Annotated in this window: 14 protein-coding genes; 5 read left to right on the top strand and 9 right to left on the bottom strand. The window is 61.8% G+C overall.

Features of this window, described 5'->3' with window-relative positions:
• Window positions 1–6: 6 nt before the first annotated feature.
• A complete protein-coding gene (locus AAC126_RS08175; RefSeq protein ID WP_339852005.1) occupies window positions 7–777 on the bottom strand; it encodes a metallophosphoesterase family protein in 771 nt (256 codons plus the stop codon).
• A 20-nt stretch (window positions 778–797) separates the two neighbouring features.
• Window positions 798–1,730: an AraC family transcriptional regulator gene (locus AAC126_RS08170; RefSeq protein ID WP_339852003.1), complete on the bottom strand. Its 933-nt coding sequence runs from the start codon at window positions 1,728–1,730 to the stop codon at window positions 798–800.
• Window positions 1,731–1,878: 148 nt separating this feature from the next.
• Between AAC126_RS08170 and AAC126_RS08165 the strand changes: the two genes are divergently transcribed.
• Window positions 1,879–2,643 carry an SDR family oxidoreductase gene (locus tag AAC126_RS08165; RefSeq protein WP_339852001.1) on the top strand — a complete coding sequence of 255 codons (765 nt, stop codon included), beginning with the start codon at window positions 1,879–1,881 and terminating at the stop codon, window positions 2,641–2,643.
• A 50-nt stretch (window positions 2,644–2,693) separates the two neighbouring features.
• On the opposite strand, the gene AAC126_RS08160 is transcribed toward AAC126_RS08165, so the two are convergent.
• From AAC126_RS08160 to AAC126_RS08135, 6 genes are all read right to left on the bottom strand, one after another.
• Complete coding sequence (locus AAC126_RS08160) at window positions 2,694–3,296, bottom strand: sarcosine oxidase subunit gamma family protein (protein ID WP_339851999.1); 603 nt, start codon at window positions 3,294–3,296, stop codon at window positions 2,694–2,696.
• Entirely contained in the window at window positions 3,289–6,300 is a 3,012-nt protein-coding gene (locus AAC126_RS08155) for a sarcosine oxidase subunit alpha (RefSeq protein WP_339851997.1), read from the bottom strand. Before AAC126_RS08155 ends, AAC126_RS08160 begins: the two co-directional genes overlap by 8 nt.
• Window positions 6,297–6,653, bottom strand: a complete 357-nt coding sequence (locus tag AAC126_RS08150; RefSeq protein ID WP_339851994.1) for a sarcosine oxidase subunit delta — start codon at window positions 6,651–6,653, stop codon at window positions 6,297–6,299. Before AAC126_RS08150 ends, AAC126_RS08155 begins: the two co-directional genes overlap by 4 nt.
• A gap of 11 nt (window positions 6,654–6,664) precedes the next feature.
• Complete coding sequence (locus tag AAC126_RS08145; RefSeq protein WP_339852066.1) at window positions 6,665–7,936, bottom strand: sarcosine oxidase subunit beta family protein; 1,272 nt, start codon at window positions 7,934–7,936, stop codon at window positions 6,665–6,667.
• Between the two features lie 172 nt (window positions 7,937–8,108).
• Window positions 8,109–8,657: a hypothetical protein gene (locus tag AAC126_RS08140; RefSeq protein WP_339851991.1), complete on the bottom strand. Its 549-nt coding sequence runs from the start codon at window positions 8,655–8,657 to the stop codon at window positions 8,109–8,111.
• Between the two features lie 15 nt (window positions 8,658–8,672).
• Window positions 8,673–10,550 carry a hypothetical protein gene (locus AAC126_RS08135; protein ID WP_339851988.1) on the bottom strand — a complete coding sequence of 626 codons (1,878 nt, stop codon included), beginning with the start codon at window positions 10,548–10,550 and terminating at the stop codon, window positions 8,673–8,675.
• A gap of 333 nt (window positions 10,551–10,883) precedes the next feature.
• On the opposite strand from AAC126_RS08135, the gene AAC126_RS08130 reads away from it, so the two are divergent.
• Complete coding sequence (locus tag AAC126_RS08130; protein WP_339851986.1) at window positions 10,884–11,840, top strand: alpha/beta hydrolase; 957 nt, start codon at window positions 10,884–10,886, stop codon at window positions 11,838–11,840.
• 101 nt (window positions 11,841–11,941) lie between these two features.
• On the opposite strand, the gene AAC126_RS08125 is transcribed toward AAC126_RS08130, so the two are convergent.
• Window positions 11,942–13,330, bottom strand: coding sequence for an aspartate aminotransferase family protein (locus AAC126_RS08125; protein ID WP_339851984.1), 1,389 nt, complete (start codon window positions 13,328–13,330; stop codon window positions 11,942–11,944).
• A 367-nt stretch (window positions 13,331–13,697) separates the two neighbouring features.
• On the opposite strand from AAC126_RS08125, the gene AAC126_RS08120 reads away from it, so the two are divergent.
• From AAC126_RS08120 to AAC126_RS08110, 3 genes are all read left to right on the top strand, one after another.
• Window positions 13,698–15,281, top strand: a complete 1,584-nt coding sequence (locus tag AAC126_RS08120) for an ABC transporter substrate-binding protein (RefSeq protein WP_339851982.1) — start codon at window positions 13,698–13,700, stop codon at window positions 15,279–15,281.
• 89 nt (window positions 15,282–15,370) lie between these two features.
• Window positions 15,371–16,357, top strand: a complete 987-nt coding sequence (locus AAC126_RS08115) for an ABC transporter permease (RefSeq protein WP_339851980.1) — start codon at window positions 15,371–15,373, stop codon at window positions 16,355–16,357.
• Between the two features lie 10 nt (window positions 16,358–16,367).
• The coding region (locus AAC126_RS08110) for an ABC transporter permease (protein WP_339851977.1) at window positions 16,368–17,305 on the top strand (938 nt) is incomplete at its 3' end.

Here is a 17,305-nt window from a genome sequence, read left to right as displayed (position 1 = left end):
GTTTCTTCAGCCTTTTACGGTGGCCGCGAAGGTTGCGTCGCTGATCCAGCCGCTGTCGAGGCCTTCCGCCCATGAGGCGCGGCCGAGATCGGCCGCCAGCTTCACGGCGGCTTCCTTGTTGTAGGGCACGTGGCGGTGATTGACCGACCAGCCGGTGCTCCGCTTCTCGATAATCGCATAGCAGGCGTCCGGTGTGCCGGCCTGGACCCGGTGCGGGGTCGGCTCGGTGTCGATATAGGCGGGGCAGCCGACAGAACCCGGATTGACGATCAGCCTGCCGTCGCCCGTCATCACACTGCGCGGGATATGGGTGTGGGCGCACAGGATGAGGGATTGCGGGATGCCCTTGCCGCGTTCCTCGATCAGATCGCGCGGTGCCAGTGTGACGCTGTCTCCGGCGATCTGCTCCAGCCAGTAGGTATTGTCGTCCTGCGGCGTGCCGTGGCAGAGGAAAATCTCGTCCCGCCAGACCAGATGCTGCGGCAATTGCCGCAGCCAGCCAAATGTCTCCGGTGTGAGCTGGTCATGCGCGCAGCGGTCGGAGAAGCCCATTTCTTCCGGCGCCTGTTCGACCAGCCAGCGGTCGTGATTGCCGGCGATACTGGCCGACGCGTTCAGCCCGGCCAGCAGGGACGCCGTACCGGCCGCATCCAGTGGGCTGCTGAAATGATCGCCCAGATTGACGACATCCGTGATGCCAGAAGCCTGGATATCGGCGATCACCGCCTCCAGCGCGAAACTGTTCCCGTGAATGTCGGCAATGACGGCAAAACGCATGGCGGGGCTCCTGTCCGGGTCTATTCGGCTGCGATTGTTGTTGGCGTGGTGAGCGTGGTGGGGGCGACGTCCCGGCTCGGGCTGACGCCGAACCGGCGGCTGTAGTCACGGCTGAACTGGGTCGGGCTTTCATAACCGACGGCGAAGGCCGTCTCCGAGACGGAGAGAGTCCCGCCATAGACCAGCCGCCGCGCTTCCAGCAGGCGAAGCTGCTTCTGGAATTGCAGCGGGGCCATCTGTGTGATGGCTTTGAAATGCGCGTGGAAGGAGGACGGGCTCATCCCGGCGGCGTCGGCCAGGGCGGCGACTTTCAGCGGGGCGGTGATATCCCGGCGGATCAGGGCGATAGCCTCCGCAATCCGGCTGGCGTGACTTTCCGAGCGGGCGAGCAGCCGGACCATGGAGCCGTGCTCCGCCGTCAGCAGCCAATAATGGATCTCGCGCTTGATCAGGGGCGCCAGAATGGCGGCGGCTTCCGGCTTGTCCGTCAGGGCGAACAGGCGGGCCATGGCATTTTCGATCTCGGGCGGTGTCCGGCCCGCGGCAATTGTCCGGCCGCTGCCATCCGGCGATGGTGCATCTGTGCGGATCTCCCGCGCCAGCTCCCGCAGCAGTCCGGTATCCAGCGCAAGGGCGAGGGCGGCATAGGGCGCGGCCGGGCTGGCCTCCACGATCCGGCTGTTCAGGACGACATCATGGCTGACGATCAGCGATTGCCCGGCGTTGAAGGTGACCACGGCGTCGCCGAAGCAGGCCTTTTTCGCGCCCTGGAGAACCAGGCAGAAGATCGGCTGATAACAGCAGGGTTCCAGTATCGTCGGCTGACGGCTGCGGACCAGGTTCAGACCGTCGATCGTGGTCGGCCACGGCGCGGCGCCCGCACCCTCTCTGTCCGCATAATCGGTGACGGCAGTGATCAGGGGGGCGATATCGTTCGGGGCTTCTTTCTGCATTGGGTAAAGGTGGGTCAGTCCGGCGCCGGGATCAATGCACTAAACCGTTAAATTTGGAGAATCAGGCAGATCATTCGGAGAAAGCGGCAGGCGCGGCCGCCCCGGTGCTCCTACCTTCCGGTCATCAAGGAATTTCTGGAGACAGAGCATGACCTCAGACCGAAAAATCGCCCTGCTCACCGGCGGCAGCCGGGGGCTTGGCCGGAACAGCGCAATCCACCTCGCCGCCAAGGGTATCGACACCATCCTGACCTATCGTGCGGACAAGGCGGCGGCCGACGAGACCGTCGCCGCGATCGCCAAAGCGGGCGGCACGGCCGTTGCCCTGCAGCTCGACACGGCGGAGGTCGGCGGCTTCGATGATTTCGCCTCCCGCCTCGCGGTGGCGCTGAAACAGACATGGGGCCGGGAGCAACTGGATTTCCTGGTGAACAATGCGGGCTCCGGCGTTTTCAAACCTTTCGCGGAGACGACGGAAGCGGATTTCGACGCCATGCTGAACGTGCATCTGAAAGGCGTCTTCTTCCTCACGCAGAAGCTCGCCCCGATGATCGCGGATGGCGGCCGTATCCTGAACATCTCGTCCGGCCTCGCCCGTTTTGCCCTGCCGGGCTTCGCCGCCTACGCCACGATGAAGGGCGGTATCGAGGTGCTGACCACATATTTGGCGAAGGAATTGGCGGAGCGGCAGATCACCGTCAATGTGCTCGCCCCCGGTGCCATCGAGACCGATTTCGGTGGCGGCATGGTGCGGGACAATGCGGAGATGAACGCGCATATCGCCTCGACCATCGCGCTTGGCCGGGTCGGGCAGCCGGAGGATATCGGCGGTGCCGTCAGCAGCTATCTGGCCGGTGATTTCGGCTGGATGACGGCGCAGCGGCTCGAGGTATCCGGCGGTCAGCTGATCTGATTATCGTCAGTGGAACGCGGGCGGGGGCACTGCTCCCGCCCGCTTAACGCTTATCCGCGCGGCTCGATCCGGACGCCGAATTCCAGTCCGGCATCTTCCAGATACATCCAGAGATATTCGGCGAAGCTGGCCCGGACGAGAATGTCGTAGGTCGGCGTCTCGTCGGTCTGGTCGAACAGCACCGTGATCCGGCCGAGATGGCTCTGCACGCACTGGCCGGGGCCGAATTCGCGGGGATGCAGGTCGATGGCGCAGCCCTTGATCATCACATCGCGGGCATGCCTGCCGGACAGCCGGATCAGCGTGTAATGCTCGGTCACCTCGGTGACGGCGGCATGCAGGCCGGCGACGGCTTTCGTCAGCGTGGCGGCAAGGCCGGTATCGTCGCTATAGACCATCCATTCGTTTGGGGAAGTCCACAGCACGCGGGCTGTCTTCGAGCTGGCGACGGTGCCGGGCTTTGCCGGCGGCTCGACACCGAGCGTTTTCTTGACGGCGGCTGTGAATTTCTTGTCCGACGGCTGGCCGCGCAGCACCAGTCTTGTCTGGTACGGGATCTCTGTCAGCGTGACACCGGCATCCGACGGGCCGCCGATGACGATATCCAGCGGGTCAAGCGCGGTGCGGGCGGTGAGGGTTTCAAGATCAGCCATCGATCCGCTCTCCTTCCAGATCAAAGAACCGGGGTTCGGTCACCGTGACCTTCACGACCTTGTCCTCAAGCGGGACATGCAGGGTCTGGCCGTGCCGGGCATGGCCGCCCTTGATCAGGGCCATGGCGATGGAACGGCCGCAATTCGGGCTGTAGTAGCTCGACGTGACATGGCCGAGCATTTCCATCGGCGGCTGCGGTTTCAGCTTTTCGACCACATGGCCGCCTTCCGGCAGCACGGTCTGCGGATCTTCCGTCAACAGGCCGACCAGTTGCTTGCGATCCGGTGAAGCCATCGACTCACGCTCGAGGGAGCGCTTGCCGACAAAGTCCGGTTTCTTCTTGGAGACGATCCAGTCCATGCCGAGATCGAGCGGGTTCACCGTCCCGTCGGTTTCCTGTCCGACGATGATGAAGCCTTTCTCGGCGCGCAGCACGTGCATGGTCTCGGTGCCGTAGGGCGTGATGTCGAATTCCTTGCCGGCCTCCAACAGCGCTTCCCAGAGGGCGAGGCCATAGCGGGCCGGGACGTTGATCTCGAAGGACAGCTCGCCGGTGAAGGAAATCCGGTAGAGCCGCGCCGGAATGCCCGCGACGGTGCCTTCCTTCATGGCCATGAAGGGGAAAGCCTCGGCGGAGAAATCGACGTCCGTGCAGAGCTTCTGCATGACGCCCCGGCTCTTCGGGCCGTTGATCGCCACCACGGACCATTGTTCGGTCACGCTGGAGAAGAAGACCTTCAGGTCCGGCCATTCGGTCTGGTGCCATTCCTCCAGCCAGGACAGCACGTTCGCCGCGCCACCGGTGGTGGTGGTCATGTGATAGTGGTTTTCGCCGATACAGGTGGTCACACCGTCATCCATGACCATGCCGTCTTCCTTCAGCATCAGCCCGTACCGGCAGCGCCCGACACCGAGCTTGAGCCAGGCATTGGTATAGATGCGGTTGAGGAACTCGGCGGCATCTGGCCCCTGGATATCGATCTTGCCGAGGGTCGAGGCGTCGAGGATACCAACGCCGTCGCGCACGGCCTTTACCTCGCGGTCGATGGCCTGCCTGAAGGTCTCGCCCGCCTTCGGGAAGTACCAGGCCCGCATCCACTGGCCGACATGCTCGAATTTTGCGTCGTTGGCCCGGGCCCATTCGTCGATCCGGGTCTTGCGGATCGGCTCGAACAGTTTGCCGACATTCCGGCCCGTATAGGCGCCGATGGTGGCGGGCGTGTAGGGCGGTCGGAAGGTTGTGGTGCCGACCGAGGGAATCTCGGCGGCGAGCACGTCCGACAGGATGGCCAGCGCGTTGACGTTGGAGGTCTTGCCCTGATCCGTGCCCATGCCGGTGGTGGTGTAGCGCTTCAGATGCTCGACCGACCGATAACCCTCGCGGGCGGCGAGCTGCACGTCGGCGGCGGTCACATCGTTCTGGAAATCGACAAAATGCTTGCCCTTGCGGCCAAGTCTGGCTTTGCCCGGCGCGATCCAGAGTGGGCGCAGGCTGCCCTGTTCCGGCTCGGTGGCTTTCGGTGCGGCGGGCGCGCGGCCTTTATGGCCAGCCTCGCGCGCGGCTTCGGCGCCGAGCTTGAGGCCTTCCTTAAGGCTGTCGACGAGACCCATGGTGCCGTTGCAGGCACCGGCGCTGGCCAGAGCCTGACTTGCCGTGCCGGGAATGAACGCGGCCATCTCCGGGTCCCAGGTGAGCTTGCCCTTGGACTGGGAGAACAGATGAACGGTCGGGTTCCAGCCGCCGGACATGGCGATCAGGTCGCAATTGACCGACTTGGCCGTGCCGGTGACACCGGTTCCATCGGCATCAAGTTGCATGACCTCCACACCAGACACCTTCTGCGTGCCCTGCACCGAGACGATGCCGTGATTCTCGTAGACGGTAATACCCTTGGCCCGGACCGCATCGGCCAGCGGGCCGGTGACGGATGCGCGGACATCGACGATGGCGGCGACCCGACCGTGTCCCTCTTCGAGGGCGAGGGCGGTGCGGTAGGCATCGTCGTTATTGGTGAAGATCACAGCCTTGCGGCCCGGCAGCACGCCGTACCGGTTGACATATGTGCGCACAGCCGAGGACAGCATGACGCCCGGACGGTCATTGTCCGTGAAGACAAGCGGCCGTTCGAGGGCGCCGGTCGCCAGCACCACGCGTTTTGCCCGGATCTTCCACAGCCGCTGGCGCGGGGTATGTTCCGGCGCGGCGCCGAGATGGTCGCTGACCCGCTCCAGGCCGGTCAGATAATTGTGATCGTAATAACCGGTGATGGTGCAGCGCTTGACCAGAGTGACCTCCGGCATCGCTTCCAGCTCGGCGACGGTTTCCTCGACCCAGCGGGCCGGCTCCTTGCCGTCGATTTCGCAGTCGCTTTCGGACAGCAGTGAGCCACCCCAGTCAGCCGTCTCGTCCGCCAGGATCACCCGGGAGCCAGTCTTGCCGGCTGCCAGTGCTGCCGCGAGACCAGCGGGACCGCCGCCGACAATCAGCACATCGGCATGGGCATGGACCTTCTCGTAGCGGTCCGGATCGCGGTCCGGCGGCGCTTTGCCGAGACCGGCGGCATGCCGGATGACATGCTCGTATTTCAGCCAGAGAGAGGCCGGCCACATGAAGGTCTTGTAATAGAAGCCCGCCGGGAAAAGCCGGTGGAACACCGAATTGATCGCGCCGATATCGAATTTCAGGCACGGCCAGCGGTTCTGGCTGGCGGCTTCCAGACCGTCGAAGATCTCGATCTGGGTCGCCCGCAGGTTCGGCTCCGACTTGTTGCCGGTGCCGAGCTGGATCAGCGCGTTCGGCTCTTCCGATCCGGCGGCAAGAATGCCGCGCGGGCGGTGGTACTTGAAGCTGCGGCCGATCAGGTGAATGCCGTTTGCGATCAAGGCAGAGGCGAGGGTGTCGCCTTCATAGCCCTCGTAGATCTTGCCGTCGAAGGTGAAGCGAACCGGCTTGGAGCGGTCGATCCGCCCCTTGTCGCGGATCCGGAAAGACTGCCCGCTCATGTGCCCGACACTCCCGCTTTCGCGTTCTTCTCAGCTGCACTCTGGCGCCGCCAGTTGCCTTCATAGGCCTTGATGCCCTCGGCGCTCTTCGGCAATTCCCCCATCGGGTAGATCTCGATGATCTCGTCGGTAGCGGTGTTGCGCACGACGTTGAACCATTGCCGGCAGCCGGCGCTGTGGGACCAGCGCTCCAGGAACGGGCCCTTGGCGTTTTGCTTCAGGAACAGGTATTCGGCCCATTCCCCGTCGCTCAGCTTTTCCGGCGCGGCCGGGCGCAGGATGTGAGCCTCGCCGCCATAATGGAATTCGTTGTCGTCGCGCGGTCCGCACCAGGGACAGGTGATCTGCAGCATGTCTTCTCTCCCTAGTGCGCGACGCCGGCGGCGCCGTGCTCGTCGATCAGGTAGCCGGTTTCGAACCGTTTCAAGCTGAACGGCGCGGCGATGGCATTCGGCGCATCCTTGGCGATCAGGTCGGCGAAGACATGGCCGGAACCCGGCGTTGCCTTGAAGCCGCCGGTGCCCCAGCCGCAATTGAAATAGAGCCCGTCGACCGGGGTCTTGGAAATGATCGGGGAGGCGTCCGGGCAGGTATCGACGATACCGCCCCAGGTCCTCAGCACGCGCAGGCGCGAGACGATGGGGTACAGCTCGACCGCCGCCGCTAGCAGTCCTTCGACCGTGGGCAGGCTGCCGCGCTGGCTGTAGGAATTGTAGCTATCGACACCCGCGCCGAACACCAGCTCGCCCTTGTCGGACTGGCTGATATACATATGCACCGCGTTCGACATCACGACCGTGTCGATGCAGGGCTTGATCGGCTCGGAGACGAGCGCCTGCAGGGGCCGGGAGTCGATCGGCAGGTTCAGGCCCGCCATGGAGGCGACGACACAGGAATGACCGGCGGTGACAACGCCGACCTTCTTCGCCTTGATGGTGCCGCGGCTGGTCTCGATGCCGGTGACCTTGCCGCCGTCGCGCAGGATGCCGATGACCTCGCAATTCTGGATGATGTCGACGCCGAGATCGTCGGCCGCTCGGGCATAGCCCCAGGCCACGGCATCATGCCGGGCTGTGCCGCCACGGCGTTGGATGAAGCCGCCCATGACCGGATAGCGAATGCCGGGATTGGTATCGATGATCGGCACCAGCTGCTTGATCTGGGCCGGGCTCATCACCTCGCTGTCGATGCCGTTCAGGCGGATCGCCTCGACCCGGCGGCGCATTTCCTTCAGCTCATGCTCCGAATGCGCCAGCGTCAGGACGCCGCGCTGGGAGAACATGACGTTGAAATTCAGCTCCTGGCTCATGCCTTCCCAGAGCTTCAGCGCATGCTCGTAGATCCCCGCGCTTTCGTCCCAGAGATAGTTGGAGCGGATGATGGTGGTGTTCCGGCCGGTATTGCCGCCGCCGATCCAGCCCTTTTCGACCACGGCGATATTCCGGATGCCGTGCACCGAGGCGAGGTAGTAGGCGGTCGCCAGGCCATGGCCGCCGCCGCCGACAATGATCACGTCGTACTCGGGCTTCGGCTCGGGCGAACGCCAGGCCTTCTGCCAGTTCTCGTGATAGCTGAGCGCGTTGCGCACCAGTGCGAAGATCGAGTAGCGGGAAGCCCCGCCCCTCAGTGCCCGCATGCCGTTCGCGGAACCTTTCATCGCCTTGCCCCCATAGGACTAAGATTCGCCAGAATGATCCGGACCGTAATCGGAGCTGTCCAGCCCCTGTTGTTCCGGCCCGACCTGCCGTGACGCCGCTGGAACAGGCCGGATGGGTTCTTTTTACCGCAGGTGCGGGACGGGCGGGTTTTTAAAGGTTTGGAATATAGTCCGCCGGGGCCGGTCGCTTGTCCGGATCGGCATGCAGGTCGATCGCCATCAGCATGTCAGGTCCGCCGGTCTTGTCGCGGACCGGCAGGCGGACACAGCAAATGCCATAGGTCCGGTTGCGCCATATGAAACGGTTTTCGTGAATGGTTGGCTGTCCTGACGATAGGCACTGCCGATGCTGCCGGATGAGGGCAGCGGCATAATCCGGATAAGGCATGTCGCTGACATGCATGCCGGTAAAATCCATACCGCCCTTGTTGGCGGCGATGACCGAATAGAGCCCGTAGATGAAGTCCGTGCCGTCTTTGACGGGATCGAGCAGGGAAATGCGGCCCATCAGCTTGCCGAAACTTTCCGGCGGGAAATGTGACCGCAGGGGAAGGCCGGGTCCGGTCCAGCTTTCCCAGCGGTCCAGCATATGCAGGGCTGGCTGCACTGCAGGCGCATCGCGCGAAAGCTCGATGGCGGATATCAACCCGCCGCGTCTCGTGCCGTCGAGGTTCGGAACGAGATGGTCTTTATCGGGCATGTTTGGACCGGTGGTCTAGTTGAGCTGAAACTTCCGCATCAGACCTTCATGGAAAAGCCGTTCCGCATGGTCTGATGGCGTGGGTGTACCCACAGGGTTGTCCGCATACCAGTCCCGATAGTCGGCAAGCCGGACAGGATTCAGGAATTCCTGGCACTCACGGCCCCGATTGGCAGCCTTGAAGCGCAGAATATCGTCGAATGTGACACCGGTCACCTCGACCCTTTCCACGAGGCCGCCATCGTCGAACCCGAGAACGATCCGGTTAAGGTAGGGATATTGCGCTTCGGCAAGCAGCATTGCGGTGCCGCCCGTGTTGGAAACCGGCGCGTAGATCCAGCACCCGACATGGGCCCATTGCTGGTGCAGCATGCGCAATACGGACTCGCGTGAGCTGGATGCGGCCTGGCCCTTGCGGCCAAAGCGGACGGCGACAGGATCGTTGATGGCCGCCTTGATATCCTGCAGCCGGGCGCCGCTCTTGGCGGCGGAGGCGAAGTCCAGCAGCAGTTTCTTGACGACATCCTGGTTTGCCGCGTTCGATTCCGTTTTTGTTTCGATCGCGGGTGCCATGGCGAGATCGACCACGGGGGCATCCAGCGCCTGCCAGTCGGCGGCAAGCTCCCCGGAAGGTCCGGTGGCACCGGAATCGAAGCAGCCATGCTGGTTCGCCGGCGAGAGGGCGGTCAAAAGGCCGGTTGGCCTGGCTGCGATATACGTTGCGACGGCCGCATCGAAACGGCTGAAATCCTGACGCATCGCAGCATAGAAGGCGATGCAGGCCCGGCCTGCATCCCACTGGGCGGTGGCGGCTTCTTCACTGGCATCAAGGCGTGAAACCGATTGCGATTGGAGTGTCTCGTGGGCGGCCCGGATACGGGCGCTGGCCGATGGTCCGGCGGCAACGATCCGGCGCATCAGCCAGCCGCTTGTGCCGGGGGGCAAGGCGCCGGGGGCTGTCAGAATTTGCGCGGCGTTCACGCCGTTGGACAGAATGTCGGAAAACAGCAGGGTCGCGGATGTCCGCGCCCGGATGCTGATTTGCTGGAATTCAGGGGCGCCGGTGGAAATACGCACCATTGTACCGTCTTCCGCCAGCGGAATGTCTTTGCTGATACGGGAGGTTTCGGTTGCGTCCGGGGCTATCATGGCAACCAGCTTCGCGACGGAAACCCCGGTCGGGGCGCCGGTAAGACCTTCCGCCCAGTCAAGCAGCGGCATGGAGAATTCAGGTCTGGCGGAGAGGCTCAGTGTGCGCGGCGGGATCTCGCCGCCGGCCAGGAGAACGGGGCTTCCGGTAAGGCGCGCGCCGTCATCAAGCGGCAGCGTGCTGTCATTCGCATTCAGCGTTCGGGGCAGAGTGCCGGATCCGTCCTTGTACCCGGCTGTGACGGCCAGGGATCGTTCGACCACCACATCGCAGCAGAACTTGTCCATTCCGGTTTTCGCGGACGCGGCGGGTGCGGAGACAGTGATCTCTTCGGTAAGATAACAATCCTCGAAATGCCCGGCGATGGCCGGACAGGCAACGGGACCGCCATTCGGCGCAATGGCGGCTTCGAACGGCCGCGATGTTTCAGACAGACACCAGGCGAACAGTGCAGGCCCGCCGATCAGAATAATTGCGATTACGGCGGCAATCGCGAATGCCGCACGCTTTCCCCAGTGCGGGCCCTGGCGCGGAGAGGCGGGTTTTTCCCCGGCGAGTTTGTCCGCAGGGTCTTTCGTCGCGGACAGTTCGGGTTTTGGCTTTGGCTTTTGTTTGGCGGCGGCCGGCTTTTTCTCCGCTGACGCTTCGGCGTCGGTTTTTTCGGGAGAAGGTGTTTCCGGCTGGTTCGCGTTCGGAGACTTGTTGAGATCTTTCTTGTCGTCGGGATTGTCGGGTGCCGACATATCGAAACTCCACATGCAAAACGCTGACGACAAAGATATGCGAAAACAGCGTGAAATACCAACTTGTTAACACGCTTAACGGAAGGGCCGTTTGCCCTGTCCTCACTCTTGCCGGGTGTTCTCTCTAGTTTAAGGGATCTGTTTTAGGAGGGCGTCTCCTGTTCAGGGGACGCAATGGACACTTCACAGGCGTCTCCGGTCCGTCCTGAAATAAGTGTCAGTTAAAAAAATCGCACACGATTTAATCGCTCCCTCTTGACGTTGGGGTGTGTCGAATCCAAATAAGTCGTGCGCGATATAATCGGGCGAATTTTAAAGCGAAAGACCTAGCGAATGAACCCAATACCCCAAGGCCTGCATCTTTCCCGCCGTCAGGCGCTGATCGCGGGCGGACTTTCCGGACTTGGCCTGGCGTTTCTTTCCCGGGCCGCAGCAGCAACCGCATTTGCAAAGATTGGAGACATCACCATGACCACTTTCACCACAACGGACGGAGTTGACATTTTCTTCAAGGACTGGGGCAAGGGACAGCCGATTGTGTTTTCCCACGGCTGGCCTTTGTCGTCGGACGCCTGGGACGCACAGATGCTCTTCTTCGGCCTGAACGGATATCGAGTCATCGCCCATGATCGCCGGGGGCACGGCCGTTCGGCTCAGCCCTGGGACAATAACAACATGGACCGTTATGCCGACGATCTGGCGGAACTGATCGAGCATCTGGATCTGCGGGATGTCATCCTGATCGGGCACTCGACCGGCGGCGGCGAGGTTTCGCATTATATCGGCCGGCACGGGAATGACCGGGTTGCGAAAGTCGTGCTGGTCGGCGCGGTACCGCCGCTGATGCTGAAGACCGCCGATAATCCGAACGGCACCCCGCTTGAGGTCTTCGACGGAATTCGCGAGGGGACGGCTTTGAACCGCTCGCAGTTCTTTCAGGACCTGACGGTGCCCTTTTATGGCTTTAACCGCGACGGAGTCGCGGAAGTGCAGGGCCTGCGGGACAGCTTCTGGCTTCAGGGCATGGCCGGCAGTATCAAGGGGCAGTACGACAGTATCCGGGAATTCTCGGAAGTGGATTACACGGCCGACCTGAAAGCGATCCGGCGGCCGACCCTGATCGTCCATGGCAGTGACGACCAGATCGTGCCGATCGAGGCTTCGGCACATCGTGCAGCCGAAATTGTGCAGGGTGCGGAGCTGAAAATCTACGAAGGCAGCGGGCACGGTCTCGCCCAGTTGCAGGCGGCACAGTTCAACACCGATGTTCTGGACTTCATCCGCGCTTAAGCCGGACTGGTTCTTACTGCCGGACTGGATCTTACGGAGAGAACAAACAAAAAGGGCCGGCGCATGCGCCGGCCCTTTTCTCTGTCGTGTCTTGCGTCAGGTCAGGCGACGGCCTGGCCTTCCTTGCGCAGATGATCGAGCGCACGGTCGAGGCCGCGCCGGAAACAATCGAACATTTCGTCGATCTGCGTCTCGGTGATGATCAGCGGCGGGCAGAAGGCGATGCTGTCACCAACGGCGCGCAGCATCAGGCCTTCCTCGGTCGCCAGATTGGCGATCATCGGGCCGACACCGGCGGAAGCCTCGAACGGCTTCTTCGTGGCCTTGTCCTGCATCACCTGGATGGCACCGACCAGGCCGACACCACGGGTTTCGCCAACCAGCGGGTGGTCGGCGAAGGAGTGGAGGCCCTTCAGGAAATGCGGAGCAACGCCCTGCACCTTCTCGATGATGTTTTCCTCGTCGTAGATCTTCATCGTCTCGAGAGCGACGGCGGCGCAGACCGGATGGCCGGAATAGGTGTAGCCGTGGCCGAAGGCACCGAGTTCGGCGCTGGCTTTCTTCACCGGCTCGTAGACCTTGTCGTTGATGATGGTCGCGGAGATCGGCAGGTAGCTGGAGGACAGGGCCTTCGCACAGACCAGAATGTCCGGCTTCATGTCAAAGGTCTCGGAACCCCAGTAATTGCCGGTCCGGCCAAAGCCGCAGATCACTTCGTCGGCAACGAACAGGATGTCGTACTTGTTGAGGACCTTCTGGATCTTCTCGAAATAGGTCTTCGGCGGGACGATAACGCCACCGGCACCCATGACCGGTTCCGCCCAGAAAGCGGCAACCGTGTCCGGACCTTCCTCGATGATCAGGTTCTCGAGGTTCTCGGCGAGCCGGGTCGCGAAATCCTCTTCGCTCTCACCCGGAAGGCACTTGGAATAGTGGTGCGGCTCGTCCGTGTGGATGAAGTTGGCGAGCGGCGCGTCGAAACCGCGATGGTTCATCGAGCGGCCGGTCAGGCTGGCGGCGGCGAGGGTGATGCCGTGATAGCCGTTCACCCGGCCGACGATCTTCTTCTTGTGGTGCCGGCCGAGAGCGTTGTTGTAGTACCAGACGATCTTGATCGCGGTATCGTTCGCTTCCGAGCCGGAATTGTTGAAGAACACCTTGGACATCGGCACCGGCATCTTGGAGATCAGCTTCTCGGCCAGATCGATGCTCGGCAGATGCGCCTTGTGCGCGAAGGTATGATAGTAGGGCAGGGTGTCGAACTGCTTCATGGCAGCCTGTTTCAGGCGCTCGGAATTGAAGCCCAGAGATGTCGACCAGAGGCCGGCCATGCCCTCGATATATTTCTTTCCGGAATCATCGTAGACATAGATGCCTTCACCCCGGTCAATGATCATCGGACCCTTTTCTTCATGGGCCTCGAAGTTCGTGTAGGGATGCAGCACATATGCGACGTCACGCGCCGCCGGTGAATTCGGCTGAAAAGTCATTACGATTCTCCTTCGGGAACGGCGCTGAACAGGCCGTGGGGACTGGAATGCAGCATAGCATGCCAATTTGGCTTGAAAAGCCCATGAGCAGTTCGACAAAGAAATCATAGTGATGCCGAATTCCGGCACATGCTGCTGCTTACTGAAGCATAGGTAAAGCACGGCCGCTGCAATTTCGCGTTGTACGTTTCCATGCGGTTTTTCTAGGGGTTTGGCGAACATCAATGTCATTGACGCCACCAGGACGAGAGGCTTTTATGCATCAATCCCGGCCAATTGTTTTCGCCGGGCCGTGCCCTGGCCGCGATCCCGACAATCAAGAAGGGTCTGCACCGGGCGCGACAGAGGCATCATTGGGGAGCTTTCCATGCGTAAAGCATTCACCGCCCTTGCGGTCGCGGCAGCTGTTGTCGCTTCCGGAGGTTTCGCTGAGGCGAAGACCTTTAAGTGGGGCTTTCAGACAGACACGACTTCGCTCGACCCGCATGCACATAATGTGACCTTCACTCTCGGTTTCCTCGGAAACATCTATGAAGGTCTGGTGCGCCGCGGTCCGGATCTGCAGTTCGAGCCGGCCCTTGCGACCAGCTGGGAAAACGTCGAGCCGACGCGCTGGCGCTTCCATCTGCGTAAAGGCGTGAAGTTCCACGACGGTGGCGACTTCAATGCCGACGACGTTCTGTTCTCTTACGAGCGGACGAACAATGAGGACGCGAACCTGCGCGGCCGCGTTGTCGGTATTACCGAGGTCATCAAGGTTGATGACTACACCGTCGATTTCGTCACCGAAAAGCCGAATCCCATCATCTATTACGAATGGGATACCTGGTTCATGATGGACAAGGAGTGGTCCGAGGCGAATGGCGCCGCCACCCCGACCAACATGTCCAAGGGTGTCGAGAGCTATGCCGCTCACCACGAGAACGGCACGGGCGCGTTCACGATCACGGAACGCCAGGTCGACGTTAAGACCGTCATGGTTCCGTTCAAGGGCTGGTGGGATAAGCCGGTTCACAACCTGACCGAAGTCATCATGACCCCGATCGGCCAGGACGCGACCCGTGTCGCGGCTCTGCTTTCGGGCGAAGTCGACATGGTCTATCCGGTTCCGGTGCAGGATATCGGCCGGGTTGAGAAGAATGACGGCACCAGCGTGCTGGTTGGCCCGGAACTCCGGACCATCTTCCTGTTCATGGACCAGTTCCGCGACGAGCTGCTCTATTCCAGCGTCAAGGGCAAGAACCCGTTCAAGGACCTCAAGGTCCGCCAGGCGATGTATCATGCGATCGATATCGAGGCGATCAAGAAGAAGATCATGCGTGGTCTGTCCGATCCGTCGGCTCTGATGATCTCCCCGAAGCTGTTCGACCGCTCCGAGGGCTTCACCCGTCTGCCGTATGATCGTGACAAGGCAAAGGCCCTGCTGGCCGAAGCCGGTTATCCGGACGGTTTCGAAACCCGCATGGATTGCCCGAACGACCGCTACGTCAATGACGAGCAGATCTGTCAGGCCATCGTGTCCATGCTTGCCAAGGTCGGCATCAAGTCCACTCTCGTTGCGCAGCCGAAAGCGAAGTATTTCGCGGCGATCGCTCCGAAGGGCGGTTCCGACTATTCCTTCGGTCTGCTGGGCTGGACCCCGAGCAGCTTCGATTCCTGGAACGTGCTGTTCAATATCATTGGCAGCCCGAAGCCGAAGGAAGGCCGTGGCCTGTACAACTACTCCGGCTACAGCAATGCTGAAGTCGACGCGCTGGCTGATGAGGTCGCAATCGAGACGGATAAAGAAAAGCGTGATGCGCTGATCGAGAAAGCATTCAAGATCGCCGCTGACGAAGTTGCCTTTATCCCGCTTCACCAGCAGGCTCTCGCCTGGGGCAAGCGCGACAACATCGATCTGAAGCAGCGGGCTGACAACCAGTTCCGCTTCTACTACGTCACAGTGAACTAATTCACGGGCGATAAAGGTGCGGGCCGGTCGTCAGACTGGCCCGCACTTCCTTGAGAGATTTGCTAACCTGCCGGAAAGCGTGACCGTTTATGGCCGCATTCATACTTCGTCGGCTGGCCCAGTCCATCATTGTGATGCTCGTGGTCGGCCTCGTCGCTTTTTTCATGTTCCAGTTTCTCGGCGACCCCGTGAACCAGATGGTCGGGATCGACACGCCGCAGGCTGAGCGCGAAGCTCTGCGCGAGCGTCTCGGCCTGAACGATCCGATGGTGATCCGTTTCGGGAAGTTCGTCATAAACGCGGCACAGCTCGATTTCGGACTGTCCTACCAGCACAAGTCGCCGGTTACCGACCTGCTGCTGGAGCGGATGCCGGCAACGATCGAACTCAGTGTGGTCTCCGCCGTGATCGCCTTTGCGCTGGCACTGCCCGCGGGCGTCTATACGGGGCTTTACCGGAACCGGTGGAGCAGCAAGGCGATGCTGACCCTGTCGCTGATCGGGATTTCGGTGCCGACCTTCCTGATCGGTATTCTGTTCATCTATCTCTTCGCGGTGGTGCTTGGCTGGCTACCCTCCTTCGGGCGCGGCGATGTCGTGACGCTGCCTGGCGGATGGACCACGGGCCTGCTGACGGTCAGCGGGCTGAAGGCAATCATCCTGCCGGCCCTGACCCTCGGCCTGTTCACCCTGACCTTGATCATGCGCCTGATCCGCGCCGAGATGCTGGAAGTGCTGCGCACCGACTACATCAAGTTCGCGCGGGCCCGGGGGCTGACCAACCGGGCGGTTAATTTCGGCCATGCCCTGAAGAACACGCTGGTGCCGGTGATCACGGTGACCGGTCTGCTGCTCGGCAACCTGATCGCCTTCGCGATCATCACCGAGAGTGTGTTCCAGTGGCCGGGGATGGGACGTTTGTTCCTGCAGTCGATCCAGGAAGTGGACCTGCCCGTCATGTCCGCCTATCTGGTGATGATTTCGTTCCTCTTCGTCGTTCTGAATCTGGTCGTCGATATTCTTTATTACGTCGTGGATCCGCGCTTGCGCGTTGAAGGCCACGGCAGCGGACATTGAGGGCTGAGAGATGACTGACACAACCTCACCCAAACTCGCGGCGTCGAAGCCAAGCCTGCTCTACAGGATCTGGGATCACGAGCTCAGCTACAGCTTCCGGAACTCCCCCCTGACCGTGGCGGCGGCGGTGATTACGCTGGTTCTGATCCTGTCGGCTGTGTTCGCCGGCGTGATCGCACCGCATAACCCGTCCGATCTGGCATCCATCGATCTGATGGATTCCGAACTGCCCCCGGCCTGGACCGAGGATGGCGATGCCCGGTTCCTGCTCGGGACGGACAATCTTGGCCGCGATATCTATTCGACCATCCTCTATGGCATGCGGATTTCGCTGCTGGTCGGTTTTGCCAGCGTCGTGCTGTCCGCCGTGATCGGCATCTCGGCCGGTCTCGTTGCCGGTTACATGGGCGGCAAGGTCGATGCGCTCATCATGCGGATCGCCGATATCCAGCTTTCCTTCCCGACCATCCTGATTGCCCTGCTGATCGACGGGATCATGCGCGGCATTCTGGACCGGGAGCAGCATGACGCGATGATCATTCCGGTGCTGGTGCTTTCCATCGGCATTTCCAACTGGGTGCAATATGCCCGTACGGTGCGCGGCTCTACCCTGGTGGAGCGGAACAAGGAATATGTCCAGGCGGCCCGGATTATCGGTCTTCATCCGATCCTGATCATGATCAAGCACGTGCTGCCGAACGTGATGGGACCGGTGCTGGTCATTGCCACGCTCGGCCTGGCCTTCGCCATCCTGACCGAAGCGACCCTGTCCTTCCTCGGTGTCGGCATGCCGCCGACCGAGCCGTCGCTCGGCACGCTGATCCAGATCGGTAACGATTTCCTGTTCTCTGGCCTCTGGTGGATCTCGATTTTCCCGGGAATGACGCTGGCGATCCTCGTGCTCGCCGTCAATCTCCTCGGGGATTGGCTCCGTGACGCCCTCAACCC

The organism is uncultured Nisaea sp. (assembly GCF_963974195.1).
Taxonomy (GTDB): domain Bacteria; phylum Pseudomonadota; class Alphaproteobacteria; order Thalassobaculales; family Thalassobaculaceae; genus Nisaea.
The sequence above is the reverse complement of the archived record's forward strand: the minus strand, read 5'-3'. Positions and strand labels throughout refer to the sequence as shown.